General features: G+C 46.3%; 17 protein-coding genes and 1 riboswitch. Of the genes, 15 read left to right on the top strand and 2 right to left on the bottom strand.

Going from position 1 to position 20,589, the window contains the following annotated elements; all coding sequences use genetic code 11:
• Positions 1 to 64: 64 nt before the first annotated feature.
• The 5 genes from rnjA (at position 65) to C7R91_RS17550 (ending at position 5,997) form a co-directional block, all read left to right on the top strand.
• A complete protein-coding gene (gene rnjA, locus C7R91_RS17530) occupies positions 65 to 1,735 on the top strand; it encodes a ribonuclease J1 (protein WP_047073943.1) in 1,671 nt (556 codons plus the stop codon).
• Positions 1,736 to 1,814: 79 nt separating this feature from the next.
• The gene (locus tag C7R91_RS17535) at positions 1,815 to 2,243 is read left to right on the top strand and encodes a BrxA/BrxB family bacilliredoxin (protein WP_012684201.1); all 429 of its coding nucleotides are present in this window, start codon (positions 1,815 to 1,817) and stop codon (positions 2,241 to 2,243) included.
• A 540-nt stretch (positions 2,244 to 2,783) separates the two neighbouring features.
• The gene (locus C7R91_RS17540) at positions 2,784 to 3,485 is read left to right on the top strand and encodes an SDR family oxidoreductase (RefSeq protein WP_047073945.1); all 702 of its coding nucleotides are present in this window, start codon (positions 2,784 to 2,786) and stop codon (positions 3,483 to 3,485) included.
• Positions 3,486 to 3,739: 254 nt separating this feature from the next.
• Complete coding sequence (locus tag C7R91_RS17545; RefSeq protein ID WP_047073946.1) at positions 3,740 to 4,294, top strand: RNA polymerase sigma factor; 555 nt, start codon at positions 3,740 to 3,742, stop codon at positions 4,292 to 4,294.
• On the top strand, positions 4,291 to 5,997 hold the full coding sequence (locus C7R91_RS17550; RefSeq protein ID WP_047073948.1) for a DUF4179 domain-containing protein: 1,707 nt from the start codon (positions 4,291 to 4,293) through the stop codon (positions 5,995 to 5,997). Before C7R91_RS17545 ends, C7R91_RS17550 begins: the two co-directional genes overlap by 4 nt.
• A 60-nt stretch (positions 5,998 to 6,057) precedes the next feature.
• On the opposite strand, the gene C7R91_RS17555 is transcribed toward C7R91_RS17550, so the two are convergent.
• The gene (locus tag C7R91_RS17555) at positions 6,058 to 7,287 is read right to left on the bottom strand and encodes an MFS transporter (RefSeq protein WP_047073949.1); all 1,230 of its coding nucleotides are present in this window, start codon (positions 7,285 to 7,287) and stop codon (positions 6,058 to 6,060) included.
• Positions 7,288 to 7,473: 186 nt separating this feature from the next.
• On the opposite strand from C7R91_RS17555, the gene C7R91_RS17560 reads away from it, so the two are divergent.
• The 8 genes from C7R91_RS17560 (at position 7,474) to C7R91_RS17595 (ending at position 17,046) form a co-directional block, all read left to right on the top strand.
• Positions 7,474 to 8,460 (top strand): LCP family protein, encoded by a 987-nt coding sequence (locus tag C7R91_RS17560; RefSeq protein ID WP_047073951.1) that lies wholly within the window; start codon positions 7,474 to 7,476, stop codon positions 8,458 to 8,460.
• A 99-nt stretch (positions 8,461 to 8,559) separates the two neighbouring features.
• Positions 8,560 to 10,008, top strand: a complete 1,449-nt coding sequence (locus C7R91_RS17565) for a spore germination protein (RefSeq protein ID WP_047073953.1) — start codon at positions 8,560 to 8,562, stop codon at positions 10,006 to 10,008.
• A 17-nt stretch (positions 10,009 to 10,025) separates the two neighbouring features.
• The gene (locus tag C7R91_RS17570) at positions 10,026 to 11,156 is read left to right on the top strand and encodes a GerAB/ArcD/ProY family transporter (protein ID WP_047073955.1); all 1,131 of its coding nucleotides are present in this window, start codon (positions 10,026 to 10,028) and stop codon (positions 11,154 to 11,156) included.
• The gene (locus tag C7R91_RS17575; RefSeq protein WP_052773445.1) at positions 11,137 to 12,297 is read left to right on the top strand and encodes a Ger(x)C family spore germination protein; all 1,161 of its coding nucleotides are present in this window, start codon (positions 11,137 to 11,139) and stop codon (positions 12,295 to 12,297) included. Before C7R91_RS17570 ends, C7R91_RS17575 begins: the two co-directional genes overlap by 20 nt.
• Before the next feature lie 116 nt (positions 12,298 to 12,413).
• Positions 12,414 to 12,530: riboswitch (SAM riboswitch) on the top strand.
• Between the two features lie 99 nt (positions 12,531 to 12,629).
• Complete coding sequence (locus C7R91_RS17580; RefSeq protein WP_047074071.1) at positions 12,630 to 13,643, top strand: methionine ABC transporter ATP-binding protein; 1,014 nt, start codon at positions 12,630 to 12,632, stop codon at positions 13,641 to 13,643.
• A complete protein-coding gene (locus tag C7R91_RS17585; protein ID WP_047073957.1) occupies positions 13,644 to 14,309 on the top strand; it encodes a methionine ABC transporter permease in 666 nt (221 codons plus the stop codon).
• 60 nt (positions 14,310 to 14,369) lie between these two features.
• Positions 14,370 to 15,209, top strand: coding sequence for a MetQ/NlpA family ABC transporter substrate-binding protein (locus C7R91_RS17590; RefSeq protein ID WP_047073958.1), 840 nt, complete (start codon positions 14,370 to 14,372; stop codon positions 15,207 to 15,209).
• A 187-nt stretch (positions 15,210 to 15,396) separates the two neighbouring features.
• Positions 15,397 to 17,046: a peptide ABC transporter substrate-binding protein gene (locus C7R91_RS17595; protein ID WP_047073960.1), complete on the top strand. Its 1,650-nt coding sequence runs from the start codon at positions 15,397 to 15,399 to the stop codon at positions 17,044 to 17,046.
• A gap of 57 nt (positions 17,047 to 17,103) precedes the next feature.
• On the opposite strand, the gene C7R91_RS17600 is transcribed toward C7R91_RS17595, so the two are convergent.
• Positions 17,104 to 17,553, bottom strand: a complete 450-nt coding sequence (locus C7R91_RS17600; RefSeq protein ID WP_047073962.1) for an SRPBCC family protein — start codon at positions 17,551 to 17,553, stop codon at positions 17,104 to 17,106.
• Between the two features lie 115 nt (positions 17,554 to 17,668).
• Between C7R91_RS17600 and C7R91_RS17605 the strand changes: the two genes are divergently transcribed.
• Together C7R91_RS17605 and C7R91_RS17610 are read left to right on the top strand one after the other, a co-directional pair.
• Complete coding sequence (locus tag C7R91_RS17605) at positions 17,669 to 18,472, top strand: helix-turn-helix domain-containing protein (protein ID WP_047073964.1); 804 nt, start codon at positions 17,669 to 17,671, stop codon at positions 18,470 to 18,472.
• Between the two features lie 243 nt (positions 18,473 to 18,715).
• Positions 18,716 to 20,341, top strand: a complete 1,626-nt coding sequence (locus C7R91_RS17610) for a peptide ABC transporter substrate-binding protein (RefSeq protein ID WP_047073965.1) — start codon at positions 18,716 to 18,718, stop codon at positions 20,339 to 20,341.
• Positions 20,342 to 20,589 lie beyond the last annotated feature (248 nt).

Genomic DNA, 20,589 nt, shown 5'->3' on the forward strand with positions numbered 1-20,589 from the left:
GTCTTACGTTGTGATATAATAAGAATGGCATGCTTGGTTCGGATTCCCATAATCATGCACGACGATGTTAGGAGGAAAGAGTTTGAGCGACGTTAAGATTTTCGCGATGGGCGGCCTCGGCGAGATCGGAAAAAATATGTACTGCGTCGAGTATGAGGACGAAATCATCATCATTGACTGCGGGGTGAAATTCCCCGAGAATGAAATGTTCGGTATTGATCTGGTTATCCCGGATGTTTCCTATTTAGTGGACAACCAGCACAAGATCAAAGCACTTTTGTTAACGCACGGACATGAGGATCACATTGGTGCGATTCCTTATATTTTACGGCAAATCAAGGTGCCTATTTACGGTGGTCGTCTGACCCTGGGCTTGGTCAAGGCGAAGCTGGAAGAGCACCGTTTGCAAAATGAAGTGAAGCTGATTCCGATTTCGGAAGATACGGAAATTCCTTTTGCGAAGCTGAAGGCGACATTCTTCCGGACGAACCACAGTATTCCTGATTCTCTGGGAATTGTGCTTCATACACCAGAGGGAATGGTCATTCACACGGGTGACTTCAAGTTTGACATGACACCAGTCGGACAAACAACGGAGTACGGAAAAATTGCACGCATTGGTGCGAGCGGGGACGTTTTGGCGCTTTTGTCCGATAGTACGAACAGTGAGCGTCCTGGGTTTACGATGTCAGAGAGATCGGTAGGGGAAGGGATTCTCGATGTAGTACGCAAAGCTCGTGGACGCATCATTCTGGCTACCTTCGCTTCCAACGTGCATCGCCTGCAACAGGTGGTAGATGCTGCGGAGCAATGCAATCGCAAAGTGGCGGTTATTGGCCGCAGTATGGAAAAGGTTTTCTTGATTGGACAAGAGCTGGGCTATATCCAGATGCCAGAGGGCATGCTGATTGATATTAAGCACATCGATAACTACGCAGACAACCAAGTGCTGATTATTTGCACAGGCAGTCAAGGTGAGCCGATGGCAGCGTTGACCCGGATTGCATCCGGTTCCCATCGTACCGTTTCCATTTATCCAGAAGATACGGTGATCATTTCTGCATCCCCGATTCCAGGAAATACGATCAACGTAAGCCGCACGATAGACAAGCTGTACCGTGCTGGTGCCAACGTAGTATTGAGTCACGAATTTGATATTCACGCATCGGGTCATGGCAGCAGCGAAGAGCTGAAGCTCATGCTCAACTTCATTCGTCCGAAATATTTCATCCCGATCCACGGGGAATACCGGATGCTCAAGACTCACTCCAAGCTGGCCCAACAGGTTGGGATCGAGGAGAGCAACATCTTTATTATGGACAACGGCGAAGTGCTGAATTGCAACCGCGAAAAAGCGTGGCTCAGCAAAGTGCAAGCAGGGATTGTCCTCATTGATGGCAGTGGTATCGGCGATGTGGGCAATATCGTCCTGCGCGACCGCAAGCATTTGGCTGAGGATGGCTTGATGGTCGTGGTTGTCAGCCTGGATATGAAGAACTTCAAAATTTTGACAGGCCCAGATATCGTGAGCCGCGGCTTCGTATACGTACGCGGTTCAGAATCCTTGATTCAGGAAGCGACACAGCTCGTTCGTGGGCGTCTACAGGAAGCATTGGATAAGAAAATCAAGGAATGGTCTGAGCTGAAGTCACAGATCAATGAAGTGATCAAGCCATTCATTTATGAAAAAACAGGCCGTAACCCAATGATTCTTACCATTTTGATGGAAGTGTAGCTCCTGCTTTCTCGGGTAGAGGCAGTCGGGGTATAATAATACGTAAGTTGAACTTCGTGATAAAAAGGAGAGTTGCCCAATGATGTCTTATGAAGCATATATGAGCCAAGTAATTCAACCGATGCGCGATGAGTTGACTCGCAACGGTTTTCAAGAGCTTCGCACTGCTGAAGAAGTAGAGCAAGCACTGCCAAACGCAAAAGGCCTGACACTTGTTGTCGTGAACTCGGTTTGTGGCTGCGCAGCAGGACTCGCTCGTCCAGCAGTTGTACATTCCTTGAATCACGCTACTAAGCCGGATAACATCTTCACTGTTTTCGCAGGTCAAGACAAGGAAGCGACTGCAAAAGCACGTGAGTATTTCGAAGGCTATGCTCCGTCTTCCCCATCCTTCGCGATCATGAAAGATGGCAAAATCATGACCATGATCGAGCGTCATCAGATCGAGAACAACGAACTGGCGACAATCGCTGGCCTGTTGACCAACGCTTACGACACTTACAAATAAGAAACCACTAAACATCACGAGGCGCCCGGTAACGGGCGTCTTTTTTACAGACTTAGTGCTAGTGATCGTTTGAAATGGGGCTGTAGTGAATAGAAGAATATTTCCAGTCTAGGCTTCAGGCTCCGTCCATCTGAGGGTTAAGACTGTCCGCTCCNNGAAATATTCTTCTCTGTCGTTACTGAGGACATTCCTTCATTCTTTTAAATCTTTAAAAGCCCGTTTAAACAGGGAAAGCTCGTAGAGGAAACAGGAGAAAACAGCGAAGATCTTAGGGACACCGACCGAGACGCAATGCAAAAAGCGAAACACGCCTTTAAGCGGCCACCTCTGAAATGCATCCTGAAGAGACCACTTTGGCCGCGCTTTCGCTTTTTGCATGGAGTCGTGCAGTCAATCCTCTAGGGGGTGGCCCTAGAAGCTGAGCGTTTTCTCCTGTTTCCTTCCCAGCATTACAGCCCTCACTCAAATTTATTGGGATTGATTTCCTTTTGTTACTATACTAAAATGTTTAATAAGTATATTAATGGAAGGGGAGAGAGAATGAGCAAGCTGGTAGTGATTACAGGCGTGACACGTGGTTTAGGCAGGGAAATGGTCGAGCGTTTTCACGAAGCAGGCTGGACGGTCGCAGGCTGCGGTCGTTCGGAAAAAGAGGTGCAAGGATTGCGTAAGCAATTCGGAGATCAGCATCATTTTTCTATTGTCGACGTTTCAATCATGGAGCAGGTGGAAAAGTGGGCAGAGGAAGTTAGAGCCGAGGTGGGCGTTCCCGATCTGTTGATTAACAATGCCTCTATTATAAACCGGAACAGTCCAGTCATTAGTCTAGCAGCAAATGAGTTTTCAAGAGTGATGGACATCAATGTGAATGGTGTTTTCTATGTGATTCGCGCCTTTTTACCGTTTATGGTTCAGCGCGCAAAAGGCGGAGTCGTCGTCAATATTAGCTCGTACTGGGGAAGACACGGGGAAGCGTTTTTATCGCCGTACTGCGCTTCGAAGTTCGCCATCGAAGGATTGACGCAATCATTGGCAGCCGAATTACCTGAGGGAATGGCGGCCGTGACGCTTGATCCAGGAGGCAGTATCGATACTGCCATGCTCCGTTCATGCTCGCCAGAAGATGTGGACACTGCACCAAATCCGGTAGAATGGAGCCGTGTGGCGGTACCGTACATCATCGGACTTGGGCCGCAAGACAACGGAAAGTCGCTTACTTGCCCTCCAGTGAGAAACAACTGAATATCGGTTGCTATTTTTTCATCAGCTGTCGAGATACCCTCGGCAGCTTTTTTTGCATGGAAAAATCCCCCGTCGATGGGAGACTTTATTTATCGACTATTTCACTTCCATGAATATTTTTCAAAAAAAGTTGCGATCTTTTTCCACCATTTTCTGTCGTATTAAGGTGTATAAGCAAAAAGGTGATAGCTGCGCAGCGTACCTTTTTGAACCTGTAGCCCTCGATACAGGTTTTGATATGGGGAGGAAGACAGATGCAGGACGACAGGCTGATCATTGAGGAGGTCCTCCAAGGGAACAAAGAGGCGTATTCTCAGATCATACAAAAATATAACAAAAGGGTCAGATTGCTCATTCGCAAGATGATCGGACAGCCGCATCTTGAGCAGGATATGGCTCAGGAGATCTTTATCAAGGTGTATTACCATTTGGGTGACTACAGCAAAAGCTCCGAATTTGGTGCCTGGCTCTACAGGATTGCCACCAATTATTGCTTTGATGAACTGCGAAACCGGAAACGATCGATTCCCGTTGCAGAAGCAGAGATTGAGTTGGCTACCAGTCATACACCTGAGCTCGAATACCTTGCGAAAGAGCAGAAAGTCTTTTTGCAAAATCGAATGATGACCCTGGAGTCCAAATACCGCGTCGTCCTGGAACTGCGTTACCTCCAATTTTTGAGCTACGAGGAAATTAGCAAGGAGTTGGATGTGCCCATCAGTACGGTGCGAACACGTCTCTCCAGAGGCAAGGCCAAGCTCAGACATGCCATTGCGAATTCGGGTAAAGGAGGGGACCTCCACCTATGACATGCTTGGATACATTCATGATGAATGCGTATTTGGAAGACAAGCTTCCTTTGCGAATGAAACAAGACGTACAACGGCATCTGAATACATGCAGCGGGTGCCAGATCAAGTTTGAGCAATATTTGGATGGGCTGGATAACTCCGATGATGAAGCCGAAGATGTTTGGCAGACGGAGGCAACGATCCAAAATGTCATGGAAAAGCTCCCCGCTTACCCGATGAACGTACTCAAACCAATTCAAAAACAACCAGTTCAAATAAATTGGAAAAAGCGGAGTGTGGATATTGTGAAGAAAACGACGATTGCAGTTGCAGGGTTGGCTATGGTGGTTACATTCGGAACAGCAGTTTCTCCTACGTTTGCGAACTATATGAATGGAATCTATGCATCGATCAATCCAAGTGAGATCACGGTAACAAAAGGACCTTACAATGCGAAACAAGTAGTTGACCTGTTTGATAAAAAGCAGACGGACATTGGCGTGAAGAAAGCGGCAGAAAACGGCTTTGTACAGCCGCTTGACATGAAGGTGACAGACCAAGGTCTGACCATGGAAATTAGTGCAGTTGTAGCCGATCCCTTGCGTATCATGGTTCTGGGCTCGGTGAAGGACTCGTCAGGCAAAAAAATTCCTTCGTTCTGGAAGGATCAGTTCTCAATTATTTCAGGTGACACTGTTCATGAATTCAGGGAAGTTCGACTGAAAGATAAAAATGGCAAAGTAATCACGTATTTAGATGATAAATCGGAATTGCTGAGATGGCTGCCGCTGCCGAACGGTGAAAACTTCGCCTACGGAGGACAACTGGGTGTATACTTTAATGAAGCGAATCCGATGCCGGACGAATTGATTTTGGAAATGCGCGTGAAGCGCCTGACAGATACGAAAGGCACGTGGAATTTCGATATACCGATTGATATGCGACCAGCAAAAGCAGCCATGAAAACAGTAGCGTTAAACAAGGAATTAAAAACTCCAACAGGGGCAACAGTAGAGCTAAAAGAAGCGCGCTTTGTTCCCACTGCTACGCAGCTAGAGTTCTCAAACAGCAATCCGAATGAGAAAGTAGTGGCGGGTTTTCGTTACGAGCTTGTCGATGAAAAGGGGACTGTAGTGGGCAAATGGGATGATATGATTAAATCCGATGAAAGGGATCACAATCTCAATATCATAGGCATGAGCTATGGCTCGTCGGTTGACTTCACAACGAAGTTGCAGCCAAGTAGGAGTTTTGTCCATACGTACATGCCGCTGGACCCAGCAAAAAACTTGACAATGAAGCTCGATGCTGTCTATACAGGAGAGAAAGTCTCTTCTCAAACCAAGCTATCTCTTGCTGAACTGGAGAAAAATCCGAAAAAAGTGGATGTAGCTGGGAACCAAATCACATTTCAATCGATCGAAATGGAAGTTAATGAGGGGGATACCTTAATCGATATTCCAGTGGAAGCCATTCTTGCCAAAGATATTGTGGGACTTCCAAAGCTATTGACGGTAAAGGACGAAAACGGGAATGAGGCCAGAGTAGTAAGGTTAATGGTCAACAAAAAAGAAAACCAAAATGGTACGATAAAACTCGAAGGGAAGCTAGAAGTGCTCTTTCAGAAAAAAGATGTGAAGGAAATATCAGTCTTCCTCGATCATGTAATAAAAGAGAACAAAGTCGATTGGGAAGTGCAAATCAAGGAAGAAAAGAAGTAGTGTGAAAACCAAGCCGCTCGTTCCTGTAATAGGGATCGGGCGGCTTCTTTGCAATTGAAATCAGTATTTGGCAACCTCAGTTCGTTTTTCCCGATGAAAATAAGCATGCAACAAACAGAGCAGGACCGAACCCGCAGAGACAAGCGTTGCCAAGAACAGAGTCGGATTAATTCCACCATGGTCATACATGAACCCCATAGCCAGCGGCCCCAAAAGCCTTCCACCGGTGGTAATCGCTCCTACGATTCCCAAATAAAATGGTGCATTCTCTCCGGTTTTTTCCGATATAAAAGTAGGGATAGTGGGCGAGATGAGCATTTCTCCAAATGTAGTGATAACCATTCCGACAACAAATGCGTAATAACTACCGTGGTAGACAAGCATACACCCAAAACCGACAGCATACGCGATGGAACTGACGACGAGCTGTGCGGACAAGCTCTGATTCAATAGCCGCTTAATCCAAGACGTGATGGGCTGCCCGGCAAAAATGATAATGCCATTAATCGTCCACAGCCAGCTATACGATGACAGCGGCATACCCTGCTCTGTAATGTAAGGAGCTACACCTGTGTTCCATACCGTATTGGAAAAGAAAATCAACGCTGCGCCCAAGGCCATAAACAAGTACAATTGGTAGCGGAATAGCAGGGTAAAGTTGTTTTTCACGCGATGCTTTTGTTGTTCTTCCAGGTTTTCTCCGACCAGCTCCTGATGAGATATGTTTTTCATAAAAAGGAAGAAGAACAAGGCAAATAATAAGGTGCTCGTGCTGTTGAACCAAAAAGTAAGCTGAAAGGATAAGGTAGCAATGACGCCGGCCAACGCGGTACCGATTGCCATCCCCAAATTATTGCCGACGTAGACGATGTTAAACAATTCTCGGCGCTGTTCTTTCCAGCGAAAACCGATAAATGCTTGAATGGCTGGGAATGACAGGTTGAACGTAAAGCCAAGCCCCAACATAAGAAGCAGGTAGGCAGGCCAGCTCTGAACGAAAGGAATGGAAAATTGAATAAGACCTTGAATAATTAATGCGCCGACAATGAGACGCTTGGCACCTAGTCGATGAAACAACGAACCGCCGATGAATTGGCCGAAGATCCCAGCCAGTGATTGGATCATCAGGACGAATCCAGCTTCTGTCATCGAGCGTTGCAAAATGGTATGTACGTATAAGGTAGTAAGCGGCCACATAAAAGCGCTCCCGGAGGAGTTAATAAAGCTGGCGATGAGGAAGAAAATGGCCTCACGTGGATAGCGGTTGAGGAAAGCTGACGGTGATATCACGCGAATGCACCCCTTACCTTTCTGGATAAGAATAGTATAGTGAATATTCTAAACTTTGTAAAATGAAATGTATATAATGTCACAGGTACCCAAATAAAGGCTGCTCCACTTTCCGCAAATTCGAGTATACTAAACAAAGTGGAGAGATGACATCAACTGAGGATAGAGAGAATAAAGGTGGACTTTATGAAAATATGGAAACGAGTGTTGCTTCTTCTGCTTGTCGTGATGGCTGCGACAGCTGGATATTACGGATACTCTTTTTATCAATTTGCTCAAAACATTCAAGAACCCAACATAGCACCGCCTAGTGGTGGGAATTCCACCAAAGCAGCAGAAATACCGGAGTGGGATGGCAAGGAACGGGTCAATATCCTGCTGATGGGAGTAGACCGCAGAGGAATGAAAAATAACGGGCTTCCTCGTTCTGATTCCATGATGCTGGTCAGCATCGATCCTACGGGGAAACGTTATGATATGTTTTCAATCCTGCGTGATACGTATGTAGATATTCCGGGTAAAGGTAGCTCGCGGATCAACTCTGCGATTGTAGAAGGTGGACCTGAGCTGGCAATGGAAACCGTTAGTCAGTTCACTGGACTTCCGGTGGATCGTTATGTGATTACTGACTTTGAAGGCTTCAAGGCTCTGATTGATGCAGTGGGCGGAGTCGAGATCGATGTAGAAAAAAACATGTATTATCATGACCCGACAGACAAAGGTGCCTACGATATCAATCTGAAAAAGGGTCTGCAAAAGCTGGATGGAGACAAAGCCTTGCAATATGTTCGTTTCCGCCATGATGCGACCTCCGATTATACACGGACGGAGCGTCAGCGGAAATTAATGACGGCAGTCGTGGATCAGATGAAAAATGGTACAACGCTGATCCAGCTTCCTACCATTTTGAAGGAAGTAACACCGTATGTTCAAACCAATATTAGCTCGGCGGACATGCTGAAGCTATCTGCACTCGGATTAAAATTGAATACGTTAGAGCCAGGTAACTATCAGCTGCCGCCAATGGGGATGTTCCGTGAGTCCCACCGCGCAGGTTCAGTTCTGGTTCCGGATGTCGATCAAGTTAAGTTGTTTATCCAGGAGAAAACCAAACCTGCTATATCGGAAGCAGAACAGACAATAGAGGGCAATACAGACAGCACGCGAAATTAGGCGTGCTGTTTTTTTGTGGCAAAAATCATGGAGAAAGGCAAGCTTTGACATGTATTAGGGAAGACTAACCATGGTTTTCTAGAAATGGGGTGATGGTAGATGGATCGGGAGGATAATCGTAAGTGGTTCACTCATACGGCAGATCTGGTTATCGAGCATGTTGATCGGCCAGATGGACGCGTACAAATATATTTTTTATCCAGCATGGCTGACTCCAAAATAGTTTACAACGAACTAATGCCCAAACTCCGTCTTCTATGCCTGGATGAGGCCGGAATTGAACATGTCGAGAAACAGCTTGGAACAGCTGGAGGGAACCGTATCTTTCGGGAAACAGATGCGATCTCCAGATTATTGAGCGGGGACATCTACATCCACGTGGAAGGGGCTGAATACGGTGTTACAGTCCCCAGCGAGGATACGGTTGGAAGGAGTGTGCAGTCTGCTGAAATTGAAACAGTGGTATTGGGGCCACAGCTGGCCTTTGTGGAAGAGATTCAGGTCAACCTCTGCATTCTTCGCAAGTATTTGCCAAGCTCATTACTGTTCCATGAACGCCTCTTAGTTGGTGAGTTGATTCCGACAGAGGTTTCCATTCTTTATTTGGACGGAATAGCAGACCCGGAAAATGTAAATACAATAAGGCAGCGTCTTCAGGATATCCGAGCGGAGAGCGATATGGATGCGGGCATATTGGCTCAATATCTGGCAGATAACGAGATGTCGATATTTCCAACACTTCAATTGACGGAACGGCCGGACCGCGCAGTGCAAGGATTGCGTCATGGCCAGATTGTGGTGATTGCACAGGGCAGCCCGTTTGTAATCTTGGGACCAACCACCTTTTTGCGGTTTTTCCAGTCACCTGATGACTACTATTTGAGATGGAACCTGGCTAGTTTTAATCGTGTGATGCGAATCATTGCCATGTTTATCTCTCTTCTATTGACGCCCATCTATGTGGCCACACTTACGTTCCATTATGAAATGATTCCGGCTGATTTACTGCTTTCGCTCGCTCAGTCAAGATCGCGCGTGCCTTTTCCCCCTCTCTGGGAAGCGATCTTCATGGAGCTCATCATTGAACTGTTGCGGGAAGCAGGAGCGAGATTGCCCACGAAAGTGGGGCAGACGATCGGTATCGTTGGCGGTATCGTGATCGGACAGGCAACCGTGCAGGCGGGGTTTACGAGCAATATTCTGATTATTATCGTGGCGTTAGGAGCCCTTTCTTCCTTTATTGCACCCAGCTATATGATCAGTTCCACCATCAGGGTCATTCGTTTTCCGATGATACTCCTCTCTGGCCTTTTGGGGGCAGTTGGCATCGTGGCAGGCTTCAGCTTTCTGGCAAGTCATTTATTGCGCCAGAAGAGTTTGGGCCGCCCTTATATGTATCCGGTTTTTCCCGTGCGCTTTTCGGATTGGAAAAATAGTTTGATACGCGCACCTTTGTCCTTACTACCGAGACGACTAATGTTTTTTACTCCAAAACAGAAGATGCGGTTCGACCCTGAAAGGGGGAGGCAAAAAGAGGACATCGATTAACGAGAGAGAGGGAGTTTATGAAGGTCAATGATGAGGTCAAAGCTGGTAATACCATTTCGTCTCTTCATACGGGTTTTATTGTGCTATCCACGCAAGTCGGGGTTGGGATCCTGGGATACCAACGAGTTGTAGCCAAAGAAGCTGGACATGATGCGTGGATATCCGTCTTGATGGCAGGCATTGTGACGCATGTAACCGTCTGGGTCATCTTAAAGACTTTGAAGAGATATCCGTCCGCCGACCTTTATGGAATTCATCAGGAGGTTTACGGGAAACACCTAGGGGCATTTTTGAGCCTGTTTTATACCTTGTATTTTTTCTTGTCGGCAACGGTTATTCTGCGCGGCTATGTCGAGGTTGTGCAGACCTGGGTTTTTCCCAACTTGGCTACATGGGTGTTGACCGCCATTATCCTCTTTCTTGCTTGGTACACGATTCTTGGGGGAATTCGGGTAATTGCCGGGTATATTTTCTTCTCTGTATCTGTTGCGATCTGGTTGATAGGTGATTTGTTCTTTCCCTTGCGCTTTGCCGAATGGGATTACTTACGTCCGGTATTGGAAGCGAATATAGGGCAACTGCTAAAAGGGATGATAGGCATGTCATTGTCAACGATTGGATTTGAAGTACTGTATGCCGTCTATCCCTTTGTGCAGGATAAAGAGCGCTTAAATCGGGGGGCGCAGTTTGGCGTGCTGACAACCAACTTGATCTACTTGTTTGTGATGATTGTTTCCTTGGTGTTTTTCAGTCAGGGGCAGTTAATGAGGACCATATGGCCAACTTTGAATTTGAAAAAAATGGTCTACTTCCCAATCCTGGAGCGGTTTGAGCTGGTTGCCATCTCCATCTGGATGATCATTATCCTTCCGAATGTCATTATGTACATCTGGTCTGGAGTACGAGGATTGAAACGGACTTTTGGCTGGAATATGAGAAATATCCTGTATGGTATATTGCCGATCATATTCATTTCTTCGCTGTTCCTTGTCACTAGAGAGGAAATGAACACACTGAACGATATTTACGGCCAGATTGGGATGTATCTGGCTTATGCGTATCCTTATGTTCTTTACCTGTTGGTAGCTTGGAGGCAGGGGACAGGTGGAGCCAAGGAGGAATCTGCTGATGTATCGGTGCCAAAATAAGGGATGGTTGATCGGGAAGAGAGGGTTTACCCTTTTGCTTGTGCTCATTTTTTCAGTTACGGGGTGCGCTAATCGACAAATTTTTGATGAAACAGGCCTCGTAACCCTGGTTGGATACGACTTGACGAAAGATAGACAAATTCGGGCGACCATTGTTATGCCCTCCATTAATCCTGAGGCAAAAGAAAAAATGCAGATAATGTCTGATGTTGGGGAGACGAGCAAGGGCATACGGGATAAGACAAACTTGCAGTCGGACAAACGTGTCTTGGCAGGCCAGTTGCGGGTAGCGCTCTATGGAAACGATATGGCCAAGGCAGGAATCGGAAGCCTAATCGATACGCTGTACCGCGATCCATCGCTCTCAAGCAGAATCTTCCTTTGCGTGTACGAGGGGGAGACATATGAATTGCTGACATATCCCTATAAATCGCAGGGCAATATCGGAACATACATGTATCGGATGATCGATCAAAATATCAGAGGAGAGAAAATTCCATCCTCAACGATTCATGAATTTATTCGAGCCTATTATGACGAGGGAATCGATTCGCAAATGCCTTATGTATCACGCAAAGGTGACGAAATTGTTATCAAAGGCGTGGCTTTGTTTAAAGGAGATAAATATATTGATTGGATTTCGCCCAATGAAGCATTTATCTTAAAGCTGATTCGGGGCAAGTACAAGACGGGAAGCTATGAGATATCAGTCCCTGCTAAAACTTTCAATATGACTCCCAACAGCCCGGCGGGAGAAAAAGAAGAGGTGCAATTAGTCTTTGATACGATCAACAGCGAGTCAAAAGTCCAATTGGAACAGGTTGATCCACCAAAATACAAAGTGAATATCCATCTAAAAGCCCGAATTTTAGAGCTGACCGTTCCGATTAAGCTGGATAATCCGAGGTTGATGAGGAAGATGGAGGAGGCCCTGGAGAAGGAATTAGAAAGACAAGCAAGGATAGTCATGAAAAAGCTTCAAGATTTGGAGGTCGACCCGACAGGCTTTGGCATTGTCTATAAGGCAAACGTGAGGAGAAAAGAGAAAATGGCTATGGATGAATGGAGAGAGAAGTACAAAAAGGCAAGGTTTGAATTTCAAGTAAAGGCGACAGTTACCCGTAATGGTGTAATGGACTAAGTGTGTCAAAAAACTTTTTCCTGCTATTACTATTGACGTGATATTTTCAAAAAGGATATAATCCGTTTTGTATCATCAAGAAATAGAAAAAACGAACATAATATACGTAGATATCTTTCTTATCAAGAGAGGCGGAGGGACAGGCCCTATGAAGCCCGGCAGCCGGTTCATTTTCGAATGAACGTCGCGGTGCCAATTCCTACAGGATTGTTTGGATCTTGTGTAGATGAGAAGGGTGGATGCGAACGTATACATTGCGTTGCAGCCCCTTTTTCGTTTATGAAAAAGGGGTTTTCATATTTTATCAAGATTATGGTCGGGAGGTGGATGCGTTGATCCAACTGCGTCATTTGCATAAAAGCTATCAAGTACAGGGTAAAACCATCCCAGCGTTAACGGGGATCGACCTTTCCATAGAGCAAGGCGAGATTTACGGGATTATCGGACACTCTGGTGCAGGGAAGAGTACGTTGATCCGGTGCATCAATTTGCTGGAGCGCCCAACTTCAGGGGAAGTTATTGTGGACGGTGTCGATTTGACAAAGCTGGATGAAGGGAAGCTGCAAGAAAAGCGCCGCGCAATCGGCATGATTTTTCAGCACTTCAACTTGCTGTCTTCTTCGACAGTCGGCGAAAATGTCGCTTTTCCGCTCAAGCTGGCAAAGCGTCCGAAGGCAGAGATTGATAAGAAAGTAAACGAGCTGCTGAAGCTGGTGGGCTTGGAGGCACATAAGGACAAATATCCGTCCCAGCTGTCTGGCGGACAGAAGCAGCGTGTCGGGATCGCCCGTGCGCTCGCGAATGATCCAAAAGTGCTGCTCTGCGACGAAGCTACATCGGCTCTCGATCCGCAGACGACGAACTCCATTCTGGCACTGCTCTTGGACATCAACCGCAAGCTGGGCTTGACCATTGTGTTAATTACCCACGAGATGCACGTCATTCGCTCCATTTGTGATCGTGTCGGCGTGATTGATGGAGGAAAGATCGTCGAGTCGGGTAACGTACTGGATGTATTCCTTCGTCCGAAGCATCCAACGACACAAGAATTCGTGGAGCAAGTAGCAGATTCTACAGAGCTGCGCGAAGCGGTCGAGCACGAAAAGGCTTCGGGGAACCGCACGATTGCTCGTGTCACCTTCCTCGGAGAAAAAACGTACCAGCCGATCCTGTTCCAAACGATGCAAGAGACAGGTACGGTATTCAGTATTTTGCAGGGAACGATCTCCCGCATGAAGGATACGCCGTATGGTCAGCTGGTGATCGAGCTAGAAGGCGATGTTGCACAAAATCAAAAGACCATTGAAACGCTGCGCCAACGTGGCTTGGAAGTAGAGGTGATATAAATGGACTGGACATTCGAGAATGTGGATTGGGCTGAAATCGGCGAAGGTACGATGGACACGCTCACGATGCTCGGCTTTTCCACCCTGTTTACCGTCCTGATTGGTTTGCCGTTGGGCATCATTCTGTTTTTGACTTCACGCGGACAGCTTTTGCAAAACCGCACTTTTTATATGATCGCATCATTCGTTGTCAACGTATTGCGGTCGGTGCCATTTATCATTCTGATGATCTTGCTGATTCCTGTGACGAAAATGATCGTAGGAACCTCACTCGGCGTACTGGGTGCCATTCCGCCGCTCGTGTTTGGTGCTGCTCCATTTTTCGCGCGTTTGGTGGAAACCTCTCTGCGTGAGATTGATAAAGGCGTGATTGAGGCCGCACAATCTATGGGTGCTTCCAATTGGCAGATCGTCTGGAATGTCCTTTTGCCAGAGTCTAGATCAGGTCTGATCGCAGGTATTACGATCACGACGGTTACGCTGGTCTCCTACACTGCAATGTCTGGTGTAATTGGCGGTGGCGGTTTGGGTGATTTGGCGATCCGATACGGTTATCAGCGTTTCCAAACCGATGTCATGATTGTGACTGTTGTTATTTTGCTGGTGATGGTGCAGATCCTACAATCGCTGGGGGACCGTCTGGTTCTGAAATTCAGCCGCAAATAGGATCTTTCCATATAGATTTTCAAAAAATAAGACTAAATACATGCAAGGGGGAAATCATTCATGAAAAAGCTAGTCGTATCTGTACTTTCTACTGTGTTGGCATTTTCTTTGGCAGCTTGCGGAGGCAAAACCGAAACAGCACCTGCTCCAGCTGAAGGCGGCGCACAAGGCGGACAAAAGGAAGTAACATTGAAGGTAGGCGCTTCTCCCGTTCCACATGCAGCAATCTTGAAGTTCATTCAACCAAAACTGAAAGAACAAGGCGTGAACCTGGAAGTCCAAGAGTTCACTGATTACGTACAACCTAACGTTCAAGTGAACGAGAAACAACTTGACGCAAACTTCTTCCAGCACAAGCCTTACCTGGAAGACTTCAATAAAGGACAAAACATGAACCTGGTGCCAGTAGTGCCTGTACACATCGAGCCATTCGGCGCGTACAGCAAAAAAATAAAATCTGTAGATGAATTAGTTGATGGCGCAACAATCGCACTGCCAAACGATCCGACAAACAGCGGTCGCGCACTCGCACTCTTGGAGAAAAACGGCGTAATCAAGCTGAAAGAAGGCGCTGGCATCAGCGGTACAGTGAAAGACGTTGTTGAGAACAAGAAAAACCTGAAATTCAAAGAAGTAGAAGCAGCAATGTTGCCACGTGTACTGGAAGAAGTAGATCTGGCGCTGATCAACACGAACTACGCGCTGGAAGCAAAGCTTGTTCCAACCAAAGACGCTCTGTTTATTGAAGATAAAGATTCTCCATACGCAAACTTCTTGGTAGCTCGTCCTGACAACAAGGATTCCGAAGCTATTCAAAAGCTGGCAAAAGAACTGAACTCACCTGAAGTGAAAAAGTTCATTGAAGATGAATACAAAGGCGCGATTATCCCAGCGTTCTAATGAAGAAATAATTGATCAATCAAAGAAACCCAACTGGCTCCAAAGCTGGTTGGGTTTCACTTTTATTTATAATATAGTGAATTTTTATAAAATTTAGTTAAATCTATCTCGTCCCCGTTTTCAACTTATTTCCCGTCGAGTATATTGTGTTTGAAGTGGGAAAATATAGATAAGGGGGAATTTTCTGATGAAAAGAAATCTCAAGATGTTTCTTGGCGCGATGCTGGTCGCCGGAAGCGTGTTAGCTGGATGTTCCACGAGTACGCAGCCATCAACGACAACCCCTCCGGCTGAGGGAACAGCAGCACCTGCTGAAAAGCCTGCAAATGCAAAGCCGCAGGTATTTCGGGCGAACATTGTGAGTGAGCCTTCGACAGCAGACCCCGGTCTTGCAAAGGATGCCACTTCGGGAGCGATCATTCGTGCTACTTTTGATGGCTTGACTCGCTTCGATGCAAACGCAAAGCCAGTAAATTCAGTAGCATCGGATGTGAAGCTCTCAGATGACAAACTGGTGTATACGTTCACGCTCCGTGACACCAAGTGGAGCAATGGAGACCCAGTCACTGCCCATGACTTCGTTTATGCATGGAAGCGTGCGCTCGGCACGACCTTTGGTGCCGAGTATGCCTATCAGCTGTACTACATCAAAAATGCGAAGCTAATTCACGAAGGCAAGGCGAAGCCTGACGAACTCGGTGCGAAGGCAATTGATGACAAAACACTGGAGGTCACGCTGGAGAATCCAACCCCATACTTCCTGGAGCTGACGGCTTTCTATACGTACTACCCGGTTAACCAAAAAGTTGTGGAGGCCAATCCCAAATGGGCAAACGAAGCAGCGACGCACGTAAGCAACGGTCCATTTAAGATGACAGCGTGGGAGCACAAGAGCAAGATCGTGCTTGAAAAGAATGAGAACTACTGGGATAAAGACGTAGTAAAGCTCGATCGCATTGAGTTCGCGATGATCGAGGACGATAATACAGCCCTGTCCATGTTCGAGAACGGTGAGCTGGATTGGGCAGGCCAGCCACTCGGTGGACTTCCCACCGATGCGATTCCGTCACTAAAAGAGTCGGGCAAACTCGTTGTTCATCCAAAAGCAACGATGTATTGGTACAAGATGAATACGACAAAAGGGCCGCTCAGCAATGTGAAAATTCGTAAAGCATTAGCATACTCGGTAGATCGTCAAACCATCGTAGATAACATCACACAAGTCGGACAGGTGCCTACGATGGGGATGTTGCCGCAATCCATGATTATCAAAAAAGACGGATACTTCAAGGATAATGATGTAGAAACAGCGAAAAAGCTGCTGGAAGAAGGCATGAAGGAGCTCAACTTGACAAAGCTGCCTCCGATCACCTTGTCTTACAATCCAAGCGACAGACATAAGAAAATTGCCGAAGCGATTCAGGACCAATGGAAACAAAAGCTTGGCATTGATATTAAGCTCATGGTAAAGGAGGCCGCCGTTCATTTGCAGGATATGCATGAGCTCAATTACGAGATGGGCCGTATCGGTTGGAATGCGGACTTTAATGATCCGATGAACTACCTGGAAATGTTCCGAGATGGTAAAACAGGCAACAACGACACGGGCTGGGAAGATCCGCGCTACCAAGAGCTGCTGAAACAGTCATCGGTAGAAACTGATCCAGAGAAACGCAAGCAGCTGTTTGCGGAGGCTGAGCAAATCTTTATGGATGCCATGCCGTTGATTCCGCTGTTTACGGATGTGGATGTGTGGGTGCAAAGTGAAAAGGTGAAAGGCGTTCAAGTAGATGGACTCGGATTTATCGACCTGAAGTGGGCAGAAATGACGGAGTAACGAATAGAACAAAAATCCCGAGGCCAACGAAATTGCTGGACTCGGGATTCTTTTGTATTAGTAGCCAAAATCAAGTGTCTTGCCTGTCTCCGCATACGTCTTGATCGACGAGAGCATCATCGGCCAATTGCTGCTGGCACTTGCGTGGGAGGGATGGTTTTCTGTCCATTGATCCTGAATCAGCGTCAGCTTGGTGCAACCGCCAACCGGTTCTAAGGTAATGGTGACACGAGACTGCAATTCTGCATGATTCTCGTAGTAGGCAGGACCAGGATGTTCAGTGAAACTGAAAATGTGATGAGGTTCGAACTGTAAAATTTCCCCGTATACATGCACTGTATCGTCACCGTCTTTTCCCGGACCAACGTAGGCCATTTCATCCCCTGCTTGAAAAGTCGAGCGAATCGTACAGCCAAAGAAAGTACTCTTTACGCCTTCATCGGAAGTAAGGACATGCCAGACCTGCTCTGGCGTAGCACCAATATAGTAATCGAAGCGAAGATCCATCGTTTTACCCCCTGATTTTTTCATTTGGGAATTGTAATCCAGTCTCCCAACTACTACTCTTACTATAAGAAGAATTCGGTAGTGTGTATTGTAAAAACACGACAGGAGGAGCGCCTTGGAAAATCAGACTGCCAAGTTCCCAAAGGGTGTACTGCATGCCATAATTGGACAGAAAAAATTTTCGCTGGCCAGATACGAGCCATCTGCTGAAATCAGCTACTTCGTGCAGCATTACTGGGTCGTCCGGTGGGATTTGCGTACGGAACTTCCTTACTTGCAAACCGTACTGGCTCATCCCAATGTGAATCTGGTGTTTGAAAAAGGAGCAACTGGCATTTTTGGTGTAGCCCGCACGACTTCCTCACATCTTTTAGAGGGACAAGGTCAGGTGTTCGGAGTAAAATTCAGGCCCGGAGGTTTTTATCCGTTTCTGAATGCCCCGATATCAAAGCTGAGTGGCACTTCTACGAGTTTGGAAGCCGTGTTTGGTGTTGCCACTGAGCAGCTTGAGAAAGAAGTGCTAAGCCTGCCAGATGATGAGCAAATGATAAAAAGGGTAGAAGCCTTTCTATTCGAACATTTGCCGAAGCCTGACCCGAATGTAGCGCGCATCAGTGAAATCGTCAGGATGATTCAGGCAGATCGATCCGTACTCAGGGTCGAGGACGCGGTTCAGTTGACCGGTATGAACATGCGGACGATGCAGCGCTTGTTTGACCGTTATGTAGGTGTTAGCCCGAAGTCAGTCATCCAACGATACAGATTGCATGAAGCAGCGGAGCAGATTGACCAAGGAACGGTCCAAGATTGGCTGGACCTGTCTACCTCCCTAGGCTACTACGATCACTCTCACTTCATTCGAGATTTTCGAGCAATCGTCGGTGTAGCGCCGAACGAGTATCGGCGAGTCCAAATTTAAATCATAGTGAACCCCTTCGCCTTTTGGCTGGAGGGGTCGTTTTATTGCTGCATAATTTTTTATGTTCGAGGCATACTTCATCATGATGAAACTACCAATTTTATTTCCTTTAATAGAATTTGATGTTTGAATAAAACATAATTAATTTTACTTAAAATGTCTTCAATATTACTAAAAATGCAGTATATTTGTGGAGTAGCGTTCAATGAATCTTTACCGATAGAAAAAAAGGGGGTCAACACCATGAAAAAAAGCGTTTTTGCAGCAATGAGTTCTATCCTGGTTCTTAGTGCGGCGCTGGCTGGCTGTGGCGGCGGTGGTGAGAAAGCAGGCGAGCAAGGCAATGCTTCTAAGGAGCAAACAAGTGGTCCTAAAGAATTGAGAATGAACATGATGTCCGAGCCACCAACTGCTGACCCTGCATTGGCTGAGGATTCTACTTCCAGTGCGGTTCTGCGTGCAACATTTGATGGTCTCACTCGTATTGGCGAAGATGGCAAACCACATCCATCTGTAGCAGAAAAAATTGACGTATCCGAAGATGGCCTTACTTATACATTCACCCTGCGTGACAGCAAATGGAGCAATGGAGAGCCAGTTACTGCAAAGGATTTCGAATATGCTTGGAAGCGAGCGCTCAATCCGAAAACAGCATCTAACTACTCCTACCAATTGTATTACCTGAAAAATGCAGAAGAATACAACAAGGGTAAAGCAAAAGCTGATGATGTTGGCGTAAAAGCGAAAGACGATAAAACACTCGTCGTGACTTTGAAAAACCCAACACCATTCTTCTTGGAGCTGACTGCATTCTATACGTACTACCCAGTTAGCCAAAAAGTAGTGGAAGGCAACGATAAATGGGCGGGCGAAGCAAAAACTCACGTGGGTAACGGTCCATTCAAAATGGAAACATGGGAACATAAGAGCAAACTGGTTCTCGTGAAGAGCGATACCTACTGGGATAAAGACGCTGTAAAACTCGACAAGATCAACTTCTCCATGGTTGAAGACGCAAATACAGAGCTGTCCATGTTCGACAATGACGATCTGGATTGGTCCGGAGCACCTTTGAGCTCACTTCCTACCGATGCGATCCCTGCATTGAAAGAATCCGGTCAAATGCAAACGCGCCCAATCGCGGGTACGTACTTGTATAAATTCAATACGGAAGTTCCACCGTTTAACAACGCGAAAATCCGTAAGGCGTTTGCTTATGCAATCGATCGTAAATCTATCATCGACAACATCACGCAAGCAAACCAAGAACCAGCTATGGGTCTGATCCCGCCAACAATGGCAGTGGCAACAAGCCCGTACTTCAAAGACGGCGATGTAGAAGCAGCGAAAAAAATGCTGGAAGAAGGTATGAAGGAAGCAGGCATTACCAAAATGCCGACCCTCACTCTTTCCTTCAACACGTCTGAAGGTCACAAGAAAATTGCCGAAGCCATCCAAGACCAATGGAAAAAAGCACTCGGCGTAGACATTAAGCTGGAGAACAAAGAATGGAAAGTATTCTTGGAAGATGTGAACCAAGGTAAATTCCAAATCGCACGTTCCAGCTGGACTGGTGATTACAACGATCCATACACGTTCTTGGACTTGTTCAAGGAAAAAGATGGCGGAAACAACGACACGAAATGGGAAAATCCGAAGTACAAAGATCTGCTGAACCAATCTGCTCTGGAAAAGGACCCAGAAAAACGCAAACAAATCCTGGCACAAGCAGAAGCTATTTTCATGGACGAAATGCCAGCAGTTCCAATCTACTACTACACGCATTCTTATGTGAAAAAAGACAAAGTAAAAGGTGTAGTACTCGACGGTCTCGGTTTCGCAGACTGGAAATGGGCAGACATTCAATAAAAAACTCGTTGTAAAAAAAGAAGGGTGCTACGGCACTCTTCTTTTTTTGTAAACCATTTCTAAAGGAAAACAATGAGCAGAGGAATGACAACGAAACGAGGAATTATAAAATTATAAATTAAATTACTATTCACATTTTATTGAATCTGGGTAAAATTGGGTGAATGGAAATGTATATCTATAAATAAGTGTCTGAATGCTCAATGCTGAAAAAGCTTGATATTATACGGTTTTTCTTAAAGTTATCG

The organism is Brevibacillus formosus (assembly GCF_003013405.1).
GTDB lineage: Bacteria > Bacillota > Bacilli > Brevibacillales > Brevibacillaceae > Brevibacillus > Brevibacillus formosus.